Source organism: Planktotalea sp., assembly GCF_018607965.1.
GTDB lineage: Bacteria > Pseudomonadota > Alphaproteobacteria > Rhodobacterales > Rhodobacteraceae > Planktotalea.
The window spans coordinates 14,790-28,302 of the sequence record NZ_JABBAM010000033.1; the positions used below are offsets into that span (position 1 = coordinate 14,790).

A 13,513-nucleotide genomic window follows, 5' to 3' on the forward strand; every position below is an offset into this window, starting at 1 on the left:
CTAAATTAGACACTATTTGTTGCCCTTCACCCGACGCGCTTCCAAACAGCTTGTCACAAAGGGGCGTAATGACTTGGGAGTCTTGGTAATTTCAAAGCCAGCAGCGATGCAAAGCGTTGAGATTTCTTCGATAGAGCGCGCTTTGCCTGTTTGCATCGCCAATGTGTAAAGCGAAAAGTACACATCCCCTGCCCGTTCTGGAGTTGCCCCGCCTGACATCGGTTCAGTGATAATAAGTCGCCCACCAATTGGTAAAGCGTCGCAACATTTAGCAAGCAAACGCGCAACAGTTTCGTCACTATGATCATACAGAACCCGTACAAGGCTGATCGCATCAGCGCCTTTTGGGACAGGGTCGGTTTTAAAAGATCCACAATTGATCTGAACCCGCTGCGCCATGCCCAAACTTTCGAATCGTGGGCGCGCAGAGGGTGCAACTTCGGGTAAATCAAAAAGCATCATGTTCAGCTTGGGATCGGCACGGCCAACAGCACTTAGGAAAGCACCAGAGCCGCCGCCAACATCCAAAAGCGTCTCGATTCCTTTGAAATCAACACTGCGCAACGTATCCTCGACCACCAGTTCTTGGCTTTGCGCCATGAGGTCGGAATAGGTCGCAGCGACTTGCGATTCCATGTCCCCGCCAAACACGTAAGGCCAAAAATCTGCCAGCTCTGTTTTGGTTTCACCACGAAAGAACGCGGCGGGATCGGCAAGGTCACGGTATAAAATATCGTGGTGTTTTATCATCGCCGCAAGACCGGGAACCCCAACAAGGGCAGCACCACGACGCGTTAAAGCAAACGATCCATTGCGCTTGCGTTTCACCAACGTCAAAGCCTGCGCAGCGCGCATCAGAATGATCATGCGCTCATGGGGAACAGAGCACCGGATGGCTAGTTGCTCAACTGTCATCGGCTTGTTCAACAGTAGGGTTGGAATGTCAAATTGCACCAGCGCCATCAGGACCTGGGATTGGCAAAAGCCTGACAGTAAATCAAACAACGCTTCGCCTTCGCGGCGCACCAACTTGCGCGTTGGCCAAAAGCCCGCAGCCCATTTTTGAAAGCGTCTTGATGCGATAAGTTTAGCGGACCAACCAGCCAAGGAACGACGCGGCTTTGCATCTCGTTCGACACCAAAGCCTACAGGCATATCCGACATCTATTCACCCGCGATCTTGCTATGATTGCTTGCGCGCCATTTCATTGGCGTCAACACTTCGGCCTGCGCGTTTACCATCTTGGCAAGCATCGCTTCACCCGGACATTTGGGGATCGACGAAATCGCACCGCTTAGAATATCGCGCATCCGTTCAATCGCGCCATGCACGCCATGTTCTGTGACCGCATTGGGACGCCCATGCAGATCGTCCTGACCCACAGGTTTGCCCAATGTTTCTTCGTCATAAAGCGCATCGCGCAAATCATCTGCGACCTGAAACGCTTCACCAATGCGGGACCCAAGTTCTTCCCATTGTTCGCCATCCTGACCCGCAGAAATTGCACCCATTTGAGTAGCTGCAATAAACAACGCGCCTGTTTTCGCACGGTGATAGGCCGACAGATCAACAATGTCTTCGCTTTCCCAGCCTTGGCCAGCGCAAATGCCATTCGGCATGCCAGAACGCTCAGCTAGGACTTTCAGCAAATCTATCGCGCGCGCAGGGCTAAGTGCGGCTGCATTTGTGAGAATGGAGAAGGCCATGATGATCAGGCTATCCCCCGTCAGAACAGCGAGGGGTTCGCCAAATGCGCGGTGTACGGCGGGTTTACCCCGCCGTGTGTCCGCATCATCAAAGCAGGGCAGATCATCGTGTACCAAAGATGCGCAGTGCATCAGTTCTAATGCTGCCGCTGCTGAATCGGCCAATTTTGGGGTGTCATCGCCGCAGGCTGCCGCCACGCTGAGTAGGATCGTCGGACGAATACGGGCACCACCTGGGGTCACAGTGTAGTGCAAAGCAGAGGCCAACTTACCAGGTGACGGTGCCGTTTGCCCCTTGGTGATCGCGCGGGAAATTGCAGTCTCTATTCGATCGGCAAAGCCCATTGCGTTCTCCCAGTTAACCATCTTACGTCACTTGAATGTAAATTCTTGCTGACATTGCATATGTAAACTAAACTGGACACATTTGCACCGCCTGTCAATCCACACCTTTGCAAAAGGAGACCAAAAATGCCGCTCAAACCTTTGCACGTTGCAATTGTTGGTGCTGGAATTGGGGGGTTGGCAGCCGCACTACGGCTTGCCTTTCAAGGTGTGAAAGTCACAGTATTTGAACAGCACGGCACAGCCGGTGGCAAGATGCGCATAGTGCCCAGTGATGCCGGCCCCATTGATGCAGGTCCAACGGTTTTAACCATAAAACCCGTGTTTGAAACCTTGTTCAGCGATGTTGGCCTGTGCTTGGAAGACCATCTGACACTGATCCCACAAGACATTTTAGCACGCCACTTTTGGCCTGACGGGACCACATTGGATTTGATGCAGGACCCAGAAGTCAGTCGCGCGAATGTCCAAGCCGCGTTCGGCACAAAGGCAGCGCGTGACTTTGATAGCTTTTCGAATCGCGCGCGCCAGCTTTATGACGCGTTCGACGCGCCCATGATGCAATCAAGTGAACCGTCACAAGCCGATTTAACGCGCCTTGTGCTCAAAAACCCGAAACTGATTCCTGCAATGGACCCTTTGCGTTCACTCTCTAGATCATTGAACCGTAAGTTTTCAGAACCTCGACTTGCCCAGCTTTTCGCTCGCTATGCGACTTATGTGGGCGGCGTGCCTGATGCCTCTCCCGCGCTATTGAGTTTAATTTGGAACGCCGAAAATCAAGGCGTGTGGCATGTCAAAGGTGGGATGCATCAATTGGCTCTAAGTATTGCGTCCTGTGCCAAAAAGTTTGGCGCGGCGTTCCAGTACGGTGCAAAAGTAACACGTGTTGAAATGAAGAGCGACGCAGTTTGCGCCGTTCACACAGAGGCCGCGCGTATTCCAGTCGACGCTGTCCTATTCAACGGCGATCCTGCTGCTTTGCAGTGTGGATTGCTAAGTTCGGCAGTAATACCAGCCGTTCCAATGCAAGATCCACGCAGTTTATCTGCAAGCGTCATGAGCTTTGCAGCCAAACCAGACGGCATTCCGCTTTCCGCACATAATGTGTTCTTTGCAGACGACCCAAAGCGCGAATACGCCCCGCTTGCCAAAGGTCAGCACCAGACAGATCCAACGCTCTATATTTGTGCACAAGATCGCTTTGCGGGGTCTGCTCCCGTAGGGCTTGAGCGCTTTGAAATCATTCTAAACAGCCCCCCTATTGACCCAGCCGACCCACAAGTCCCCGCGCAGTTAGAGAAAGCGAGACAGCAATGCCAAACCCAGATCCTAGACCGGCTCAAACACTTCGGTCTGACGTTCTCGCCAACTCCACAGCCCAGCGCAGTAACGCTACCGCAAGACTTCAATCGGATGTTTCCAGCCTCGGGCGGGTCGCTTTACGGGCGATCCCCACATGGGATGATGGCGGCATTCAAACGACCGACCGCACGCACGGCAGTGACGGGCTTGTACTTGACGGGGGGCGGATCCCACCCGGGCGCGGGCGTCCCTATGGCGACACTTTCCGCCACGCACGCGGTCGCGGCGATCTTGAGCGACCTAACTTCGATATAGATGTTCCCGCGGGGGGCTATGCCTGGTGGTATATTGACGGTGTCAGCGATGACGGCACGCGCGCGGTCTCGGTCATCGGATTTATCGGGTCTGTGTTTTCACCGTGGTATGCGTGGTCAGGTCGCGATGATCCAACGAACAATTGCTGCATCAACGTGGCGACCTATGGCAAGGGTGGGCGTTTTGCGATGACCGATCGCGGCAGCTCTGCGCTGCGTCGTTCCGGAGATACATTGCAAGTTGGACCTTCGTCGTTGAATTGGAGAGGCAAGGAATTGGTGATCAACATCGACGAGGTTTCCTCGCCTCCGCTAATCTCGCGGATGCGCGGTACGATCACTTTGACGCCGTCCGCCGTGACCTCAATCGAGCTGCCGCTGACGCCAGACGGTGCGCATGTGTGGCGCCCTTTCGCGCCCATTGCACGTATCTCTGTCGATCTGGAAGCCAAAGGTTGGCAGTTCGAGGGCCATGGCTATTTCGATTCCAACTTTGGCACACGCCCCTTGGAAAGCGATTTCAGCACATGGACTTGGGCGCGCTATCCGACTGCAACAGGTGCCACATGTTTTTACGATGCTGTGCGGCGCGATAGCACGAAATTGGACACAGCAATCAGCTTTGAACCAAGCGGCGAGGCGCGTCATGTAGACGCCCCGAAATCCGAACCTTTTAAACGCACGCTTTGGGCCTTGCGCCGCGAAACCCGCGCGGATGCTGGAACGACGCCAAAGCAAGTCAAAGCGATGCTTGATGCACCATTCTATTCGCGCTCAGTTGTGGAAACACAGCTCAACGGCGAGGCTGTGCAAGGCGTGCACGAGGCGCTTGACCTTAACAGATATGCACAACCGTTGCTCAAACCAATGCTTGCGGTGCGCGTGCCACGGCGCAAGAACTGGACGTTCTAAATCTTGGTAAGATCAAGAATTGGCGTGTTGGGATTTAAGCGCCATACGGTGTAATTCAGCATACCCGCAACCGTGACCCAGATCAGATAGGGCAGCATCGCAAGGCCGGCCCAGAAATCCAATTGCCAATGTGTGATGAAACAGCCTAAGACCGAAATCCATAGGCAACACATCACAAGCAACGCGCCTTTCATGCGGCGCAATCCAAAGAATGTAGGTGTCCAAAGGGCATTGAACGCGATCTGCGCGGCCCAAAATGCCATGGCGTACCCACTGCCCTCTAGCCCTGCAACACGCGCAGCGGCGAACGAAATCAGTAGATAAATCGACGTCCACATAATTGGGAACATCCAGTTGGGTGGAGTCCAATTCGGCTTATCCAGGTTTTCATACCAAGTTCCTGTAGGGAACAGCATGCCCGTGGCACCGGCCCCAAAACAAGCTGCGAGAAATATAGCGAAAAGCATATAATCCATTGGGTGTTCATAGTGCAATGGTTACTCCGCCGCCACCCCGCTTGTGTCGGTGATGCCGGTATCGCGTGCTTTCAAATCTGCCATGACAGCCAAAAATGCCCCCGTGCGACCCTCGCCCCACGTATCAGCACGCGGTGCGTTCGTTGCGACAGCATCTACTAAAAAGCGGACCTCTTCCAAGGGCTGCGCAAACAGCATTGGGGATTTTGGCAAGATCATGCTGCCCGCAGTCCGCACCGCCGATGTGCCAATCAGCGCCAGTTTTTGACGCCCGTTTGTACGACCCCGATGATTTATAGAATCAAACCCGTTGCGCGCGACCGCTTTACCGATGGCTGCGTAAATATAACGCGCCGCAAAAATTCCAGTGCGCGCATGAATGGGCAGTGATCCAATTCCAGCCTCTGAGCGCGCATAAAGTCCGCGCGCGTTGTACAGCAGGCGTTTCACCATGCGTTTAACGTCAGGGTTCGCTTCAGGGTTCGCAAGAAATTGTGCCTTGTCGATGCCCGCCTCTTCCAACCATTTCAGCGGCAAATAAATCCGACCCGCGCGCGCATCTTCACCCACGTCGCGCGCGATGTTTGTCAGCTGCATTGCAACGCCCAGATCACAAGCGCGCGCCAAAGCATCTGCATCGCGCACGTTCATCAAAACGCACATCATCGCACCAACGGCAGAGGCCACGCGCGCACAGTAATCGCGCAATTCTTCCAAGGTGTCATACTGCCGCTCAACTGCGTCCCACGCCAAACCCTCTAGCAAAGCTTGGGGCAATTCACGCGGCATGTCGAAATCTTTGACAACGGCTGCGAACGCACGATCCTCAGGCGCATCTTTGGGTGTTCCCGCGTACACAAGGTCTAGGCGTTCCTGCAATTCCAGAACGGCGCGCGCTTTGTTATCGCCCTCATCCACCTCGTCATCGGCAAGGCGGCAAAACGCATAAAGCGCCAAGGCCGGATCACGTACAGAGCTGGGCAACAGTTTGGACGCGGCATGAAACGACAGTGATCCGGTACGGATGACTGCACAGCAATGGTCTAGATCATCAGGGTTAATCATTCTGCCGCCAATCGTGTTTGTGTCCTTTGCATAGGCATGTCGGGCACAAGTTTAGAAAGCACTTCCGCACTGGACACAACGCCCGGCAAACCTGCCCCAGGATGCGTGCCAGCGCCGACCAAATACAAACCCTTGGCTTCTTCGCTCACGTTATGGGGACGGAACCAAGCGCTTTGCAGGATGCGAGGTTCCAGCGAAAACCCACTGCCATGCGGGCTAAGGTAGCGCTCTTTAAACGTCTCCGGCGTGAACACCATTTCAGTTGAGATATCATGTTGAAAACCGGGCATGATCTTTTCCAGCTCGGCAGCTACCTTGGCACGGTACTTGGGTTCTTCACTTTTCCAATCAACCGCATTAATCCATCCCAGATGTGGCACGGGCGAAAGCACATAGAACGTGTCATCCCCTTCGGGTGCAGCACTTGGGTCAGTTACGGAAGGACGGTGAATATAGAGGCTCATGTCGTCCGACAATTTGCCCTTCATAAAGATGTCTTTCAGCAAACCCTTAAAGCGCGGCCCATTTACGATAGTATGATGCCCAAGATCGGCCCATTTGCCAACTGTGCCCTTGGTCCCGAAGTACCAAACGTACAACCCCATAGACCAACGCTTGCGCGCTAGCTTGGCGGGGGTCCATCGCTTTTTCTTATGGTTGCGCAGCAGATGGTCATAGGTAAAGCCCGCGTCCGCATTACTGACAATCAAAGGCGCGTTCAGTTCAGTTCCATCATCCAAGCGCACCGCTTTCGCAGCGCCATCTTCAACCAGAATTTCGTCGGCGACAGTTTCATGACGGATCGCGCCACCCTGCGCGCGGATCACATCGGCCATAGCGTCCGCAATGCGTTGCACGCCACCCATCGCATAATGAACGCCATAGGTTTTCTCCAAATGCGCCACCAACGCGTAGATTGATGTCACGTGCATCGGGTCACCGCCAATGAACAACGGGTGAAACGACAGCGCCATGCGCAGGCGTTCGTCCTTAACGCGCGCAGCGGCCAAACCGTAGATAGAGCGATCCGCACGCAGCCACGCAAACATGGGCAGGACTTTAATCGTCTCCCACATCTTGTTCATCGGCTTGGCAACCATGCCCTCATACCCAACCACATACCGCTTTTGCGCATCCCTCAAGAACCTCTTGAAGCCGTCCACGTCATTAGGATTCAGACGCGCGACTTCGGCCAACATAGCGTCGTCATCCGAGGACGCCTTAAAGCTGGACCCATCAGGCCAGCGTACTTCGTAGAACGGCTCTAGTGGACGCAGATCGACGTCAGCGCGAAAGTCGCGACCGCAATCAGCCCATAGTTTTTCGAACACATCAGGCACCGTCACAATCGTCGGACCTAGGTCAAAGCGATGCCCGTCTTGGGTTATCGACGACCCGCGTCCACCCGCGCGATCCAGCTTGTCCAGCACGGTAACCCTGTAGCCCTTCGCCCCAAGACGCATCGCTGCGGAAAGCCCGCCAAGACCCGCACCAATAACGATAGCGCGGTTATCTGAAGGCGTGTTTGCAAGATCGGTCATATCCATCCAATGCGAGGGTGTGTCAAGTTTACCTTACAATTCTAGTGCGCTAGAGCTTCACATTGCAAGGGATATGTGTCAGGTTGAGTTTACACATTTAGGATTTAGCAAAGCATGTCGCAGGTGGTTAGCCTTAGTTTCTACCGATTTGGATCGTTTCGCGCACGTTTGTGGGCGTTTGCGATGATGGGCCTTGCGCGCCGTCCTATGTCCAAACTCGATGGAATCGGCTTCTGGAAGCTTTGCGGTTCAGGCTCTGGCGAGGGATTCACACCGTTCCCCAACACATCCGTCTATGCGATTCTTGCTACTTGGCCCGATGAACAGACCGCCAAAGACAGGATTTCGGAAGCCGAAATCTATCGTCGCTATAGCGCAAAGGCATCCGAAAATTGGACCGTCTTCATGGCCGCCAACGCCGTCAAAGGCGAATGGTCGGGCCAAACTCCCTTCAGCACGACGGTGCCAACGGGCACTGGTCCGCTTGCAGCCCTCACACGCGCAACGATAAAACCCAGCACGCTTGCCAAGTTCTGGCGCCGTGTTCCCAATATTTCAACCGTCATCGGCAAAGACCCAAACGTAATTTTCAAGATCGGCGTGGGTGAAATCCCGATGCTGCATCAAGTCACCTTCTCGATTTGGCCCGACGCCGCGCGCATGGCAAATTTTGCGCGCACAGGGCCACATGCAGAGGCAATCAAAGCAGTGCGCAACGAGGGGTGGTTCAACGAAGAACTCTACGCCCGTTTCACATTGCTCTCGGACACAGGCACGTGGGGCGGCATATCCCCCCTCAAACAATTGGACACCGCATGAAGCATCCCTTCCCCTTTTCCGCCATCGTCGGTCAGGATGAAATGAAGCAGGCCATGATCCTCACCGCCATTGATCCCTCAATCGGCGGCGTTCTGGTTTTTGGTGAGCGTGGCACAGGAAAATCCACAGCCGTGCGCGCATTGGCAGGGCTTTTGCCGCCGATCAGCGTTGTGAAATCTTGCCCCGTGAATAGCGCCCATCCCGAGGATTGTCCTGAGTGGGCGAACATCGACGATATCGAAACGCATGATATTCCGACCCCCGTTATCGATCTGCCGCTTGGCGTGTCTGAGGATCGCGTAACAGGTGCGCTGGACATCGAAAAGGCGCTAACCAAGGGCGAAAAAGCATTTCAGCCAGGACTGTTTGCGCAGGCCAATCGTGGCTATCTTTACATTGACGAGGTGAACCTGCTCGAAGATCACATCGTTGATTTACTGCTCGACGTGGCCCAGTCAGGTGAAAATGTCGTCGAACGTGAGGGCCTGTCGATCCGTCATGCTGCACGCTTTGTTCTTGTCGGGTCCGGCAATCCTGAAGAGGGCGAATTGCGCCCGCAACTGTTGGATCGCTTTGGTCTGTCCGTTGATGTGGTGTCCCCGACGGATATCGAAGAGCGCGTCCAAGTTATCAGGCGTCGCGACAAATACGAAAACGATCATTCAGCTTTCATGCTGCGCTGGCAGGCCGAAGATGCCGCTTTGCGTGATCGTATTGTGACAGCACGCAAGGCCCTGAAAGCTTTGAAGACGCCAGACTCAGCCTTGCGCACTGTCGCCGAGCTTTGCATCAATCTGGGCTCTGACGGGCTGCGCGGTGAACTGACCTTACTGAAAGCGGCGCGCGCGCATGCAGCATTCCGTGATGATACGGTTCTCAGCACATCCCACATTCGCGAAACCGCCGCGTTGGCCCTGCGCCATCGTCTGCGTCGTGATCCACTCGATGAGGCAGGTTCTGGCGCACGCGTGGAACGCATCGTTGAAGAAACGCTGGGTGCTTAAATGTTAGCATGGGATCGCGCGACACTGGCCCTTAGCCTGCTGGCGATTGATCCGCGAAACCTTGGCGGACTAGTCGTGCGCGCCCGCGTTGGCCCCGCGCGTGATGCTTTAATGGCGACGGTGCAGTCTTTGCCAATTCCGTCTGTCCGCTTGCATCCTCACATGACGGCGCAAGTTTTGGACGGCGACATTGATCTGTCTGCCACCCTTAGTGGCGGCACTTTGGTCTATCAAAAGGGCATCCTTGATCGGCCCCCCTCCCTGTTTATCCTGCCCATGGCCGAACGCGTCGATCCCTATATGTCTGCGCGTCTCAGCCAAGCGCTGGATGGCGGGCACAGCCACGCAATTCTGGCGCTAGATGAAGGCGCGGATGAGGGCGAAGCAATTCCACCGTCATTGGCCGATCGTGCTGCGTTCCATGTCTCGCTCGACATGCTCGCACTCGCCAACATCCAAACTGTCACGCTTCCTGATAATCTGGCCGAAATCCGCAGAGCAGCCCGCAAGGTCACTGTTCCCCTCGATACGCCCGAAGATCTGGTGCAACTTGCCGTCTCCCTTGGCATCACCAGCCTGCGCGCGCCCTCCTTCGCGCTGTGCGCTGCGAAAACGCACGCAGCGTTGAACAAGCGCGACACGCTGATCGAAGAGGATATCACCCCAGCCGTCGCACTGGTTTATGCACATCGTGCGACACGCTTGCCTGAAAGTGTTGAGCCAGAGGATCAACAACCCGAAACCGCACCCGATGATACACCCAAAGAAGACTCGCTCAGCATTCCAAAGGACGTGCTTCTTGAGGCCGTGAAAACCGCGCTTCCGCCTGATTTATTGGCGGGCCTAGATGCAGGCACAACCAAACGCGCCAAGGGATCTGGCAGTGGTGCAAAACGCAAAGGCAATCGCCGTGGTCGCCCCCTGCCCGCGCGCATCGGTCCGCAATCCAGCTCAGCCCGTGTCGATCTTGTCGCCACTCTGCGCGCTGCGATCCCTTACCAAACCCTGCGCAAACGCACCAAACCCGATGCGACAGGCCCGATCTTTCAGCACAGCGATCTGCGTCACAAACGTTACGAAAGCAAATCTGACCGTCTTTTGATATTCACGGTTGATGCTTCAGGCTCTGCTGCGATGGCGCGTCTGGCCGAAGCCAAAGGTGCGGTGGAATTGTTATTATCAGAGGCCTACGCGCGTCGCGATCACGTTGCGCTGATTTCTTTTCGTGGCACACAGGCGGAGACGTTGCTAACGCCGACACGCTCACTGGTGCAAACCAAACGTCGGCTCGCTTCAATCCCTGGCGGCGGCGCAACGCCGCTGGCCTCTGGCTTGACCGCAGCATTGTCGTTGGCACAATCAGCTACCCAAAAGGGTCTGACCCCGACAATTGTACTACTCACCGATGGCCGTGCAAATGTTGCACTTGATGGGCAAGCGGACCGCATGCAAGCCGCCAAAGATGCACAGAACGTTGCCGTCAACATTGCGAAAATCAATGTCGAAGCCATTGTCATTGACACCACAATCCGTCCCGAGAAAGCGTTGAAATTGCTGTCCAACGTGATGCGCGCGAAATATGTCCCCTTGCCGCGCGCAGATGCGAAAGGTGTCTCAAAAGCCGTGACCGCAGCATTGGTTGAGTAAACACAATGGATTGGGCAAAAGAACGCGCGACGTGGCCCTATTCCCAACATTCGCGGTTTGTACTTTGCAAACCTCATCGCTGGCACATCCAAGACATTGGCAAAGGTCCCACGATCCTTTTAATCCACGGCGCAGGTAGTTCGACCCACAGTTGGCAACATTTGGTCCCCCTTCTTATTGAAACACATCGCGTGATCGCTATCGATCTTCCGGGACAGGGATTTACCCAACTTGGAGCACAACAACGCTGCAGTTTGAACACGATGGCCGAGGATATCATCAGTTTATGTAGGAACGAAGGCATCCAGCCAAACACGATCATTGGCCACTCAGCTGGTGCGGCAATCGCACTCAGAATATCGGAGTTGGAGCCTGAATTTTCGAAAAGAATAATAGGCATAAACGCAGCACTCGACACGTTCAAAGGTGTTGCTGGAGCCCTCTTTCCATTTCTTGCAAAAACCATTGCAGCTGTCCCTTTCGCAACAGATTTTTTCAGAATGCAGGCAGCAAAAGGCAACGCAATCGAGCGAATTATCAAAGGTACAGGATCAAACCTTTCGCAAGGCGATCTCAATTTTTACAGCCGCCTTCTTGCAAGCCAATCCCACGTCAATGCGACGCTACAAATGATGGCGCAATGGCAGCTTGAACCTCTGATAGAGCGGCTTCCAAAAAACCTTATATCGACATTGCTCATTGCGGGTGGTCACGATAGCGCCGTTCCCCCCAATACATCGAAGAAAGCTGCAGCACAGATGCCAAACGCCCGATACACCATCATACCAAACCTTGGCCATTTGGCGCACGAAGAAAGGGCCGGCGGTGTTGTGTCACTTTTTCGCGACGCACTCACTGATTGCTAAGGGATTTTTGCAGAAGAACAATTGTGCAGGATTCAAAACTAAGGTGTCCTTGAAGCACACAGACCTGCAGATGAACGGTCAACCGACCCGCCTTGCCACGATCGAGGAGGCGCTTCGAGTTCAAATCCTAATCAAGGGCATTTTGAGCGCTCAAAGCACTAACTGATCAACATCAGAACGGGGACGAGTTATAACAAATAAAATGCTAAACGCGTCGGTCAAAACCTGTGATTCGCGCTATTTCGAGGCGACGCTACCACCCGCCGCGAAGACGCCTATATGCTGTGTAGCCTTGCGGGCAATTTGCGCATCACACAGACTGTTAACCGCGAAAAAGGTGTGCATATGATGATATAAAAAGCCTGATTGATACGGCTTAACCCATCGCAAACTCCGCCTTACTTTGACTTAGACATGAAAGAAGACGCACCCATGAAACTCAGTGCTCATCATCCCTACCCTTCGCGTCGCTCTGCTGTTCTGGCTGACAACGTGGTGACAACCTCGCACCCTTTGGCAGCGCAAGCGGGCCTTTCGATGCTCGTAAAAGGTGGCAATGCGGTCGACGCCGCGATTGCCACGGCGATTACGCTGACACTGGTGGAGCCAACAGGCAATGGCATGGGATCCGATGCCTTTGCAATTGTGTGGGACGGCAAGGAATTGCACGGCCTCAATGCCTCTGGCCGCTCGCCTGCAGGATGGGGTCCTGAACGGTTTGCCGAGTATGATCAGATGCCTTTTCGCGGCTGGGAAAGCGTGACAGTGCCGGGTGCGGTGTCCGCATGGGTGGCCCTGTCTGATCGGTTCGGAAAGTTACCATTTTCCGACTTGTTTGGCCCAGCGATTGGTTATGCCAAAAACGGGTTTATCGTCACGCCCGTGATCGCAGAATTATGGCGGCGCGCGGCGACAGACCTTGGCCATCATCCAGGTTTTACAGAGACGTTTTTGCCAAATGGCGAGGCCCCCGTCGCGGGCGAGCGGTTCGTAAATGCGCCCCTAGCAAAGACCTTTCAACTGATCGCACAGACCAAAGGCGAGGCCTTCTATAAAGGGGAGCTAGCCGACGTGATTTGCGATTTTGCAGCTGCGCACGGAGCAGCCTTAAGTCGTGAAGACATGGCTGCGCACAAGGCTGAATGGTGCGGTACGATCTCGAAAAAATTCGACGATCTGGAATTGCACGAGATCCCACCAAATGGCCAAGGGATCGCCGCGTTGATGGCTTTGGGAATCCTGACGCACACCCGCATTCGGGAGCTGGATGCGGACGACCCTCTGGCAATCCATTTGCAAGTTGAAGCGATGAAACTGGCCCTTGTGGACGCAGAAATCTATGTCACAGATGGCGAGCATATGACGGATGTCACATCTGAGGCTTTGCTGGAAGAAACCTATTTGGCCGGCCGCGCGAGCCTGATTGACGAGACCCGCGCGCAAGATTTCAACGCTGGTGCGCCTAAAAACGGCGGCACTGTCTATCTAACAGCTGCGGATGCGTCTGGAATG

12 protein-coding genes are annotated in these 13,513 nt (G+C 54.6%); 7 read left to right on the top strand and 5 right to left on the bottom strand.

What is annotated here, in order from left to right; all coding sequences use genetic code 11:
* Window positions 1-12: 12 nt before the first annotated feature.
* A complete protein-coding gene (locus QZ279_RS02380; RefSeq protein ID WP_293447461.1) occupies window positions 13-1,155 on the bottom strand; it encodes a methyltransferase in 1,143 nt (380 codons plus the stop codon).
* 9 nt (window positions 1,156-1,164) lie between these two features.
* On the bottom strand, window positions 1,165-2,052 hold the full coding sequence (locus QZ279_RS02385) for a polyprenyl synthetase family protein (protein WP_293447433.1): 888 nt from the start codon (window positions 2,050-2,052) through the stop codon (window positions 1,165-1,167).
* A gap of 126 nt (window positions 2,053-2,178) precedes the next feature.
* On the opposite strand from QZ279_RS02385, the gene crtD reads away from it, so the two are divergent.
* Together crtD and crtC are read left to right on the top strand one after the other, a co-directional pair.
* On the top strand, window positions 2,179-3,672 hold the full coding sequence (crtD, locus tag QZ279_RS02390) for a 1-hydroxycarotenoid 3,4-desaturase CrtD (RefSeq protein ID WP_293447435.1): 1,494 nt from the start codon (window positions 2,179-2,181) through the stop codon (window positions 3,670-3,672).
* Between the two features lie 92 nt (window positions 3,673-3,764).
* On the top strand, window positions 3,765-4,583 hold the full coding sequence (gene crtC / locus QZ279_RS02395) for a carotenoid 1,2-hydratase (protein ID WP_293447437.1): 819 nt from the start codon (window positions 3,765-3,767) through the stop codon (window positions 4,581-4,583).
* On the opposite strand, the gene QZ279_RS02400 is transcribed toward crtC, so the two are convergent.
* Genes QZ279_RS02400 through QZ279_RS02410 form a run of 3 tightly spaced genes read right to left on the bottom strand, consistent with a single transcriptional unit; the run spans window position 4,580 to window position 7,665 of the window.
* On the bottom strand, window positions 4,580-5,059 hold the full coding sequence (locus tag QZ279_RS02400; protein ID WP_293447438.1) for a TspO/MBR family protein: 480 nt from the start codon (window positions 5,057-5,059) through the stop codon (window positions 4,580-4,582). The genes crtC and QZ279_RS02400 overlap by 4 nt on opposite strands.
* 21 nt (window positions 5,060-5,080) lie before the next feature.
* Window positions 5,081-6,124, bottom strand: coding sequence for a 15-cis-phytoene synthase (crtB, locus tag QZ279_RS02405; RefSeq protein ID WP_293447440.1), 1,044 nt, complete (start codon window positions 6,122-6,124; stop codon window positions 5,081-5,083).
* A complete protein-coding gene (locus QZ279_RS02410; RefSeq protein WP_293447443.1) occupies window positions 6,121-7,665 on the bottom strand; it encodes a phytoene desaturase in 1,545 nt (514 codons plus the stop codon). Before QZ279_RS02410 ends, crtB begins: the two co-directional genes overlap by 4 nt.
* A gap of 114 nt (window positions 7,666-7,779) precedes the next feature.
* Between QZ279_RS02410 and crtA the strand changes: the two genes are divergently transcribed.
* The 5 genes from crtA to QZ279_RS02435 all read left to right on the top strand — a co-directional run.
* Complete coding sequence (gene crtA, locus QZ279_RS02415; protein WP_293447446.1) at window positions 7,780-8,484, top strand: spheroidene monooxygenase; 705 nt, start codon at window positions 7,780-7,782, stop codon at window positions 8,482-8,484.
* On the top strand, window positions 8,481-9,488 hold the full coding sequence (gene bchI, locus QZ279_RS02420; protein ID WP_293447449.1) for a magnesium chelatase ATPase subunit I: 1,008 nt from the start codon (window positions 8,481-8,483) through the stop codon (window positions 9,486-9,488). The genes crtA and bchI overlap by 4 nt, the downstream gene beginning before the upstream one ends.
* Window positions 9,489-11,135, top strand: coding sequence for a magnesium chelatase subunit D (locus QZ279_RS02425; protein WP_293447452.1), 1,647 nt, complete (start codon window positions 9,489-9,491; stop codon window positions 11,133-11,135).
* 5 nt (window positions 11,136-11,140) lie between these two features.
* Complete coding sequence (gene bchO, locus QZ279_RS02430; RefSeq protein WP_293447455.1) at window positions 11,141-12,001, top strand: alpha/beta fold hydrolase BchO; 861 nt, start codon at window positions 11,141-11,143, stop codon at window positions 11,999-12,001.
* Window positions 12,002-12,433: 432 nt separating this feature from the next.
* Window positions 12,434-13,513: gamma-glutamyltransferase (locus QZ279_RS02435; protein ID WP_293447459.1), on the top strand; the 1,080-nt coding region annotated here is incomplete at its 3' end.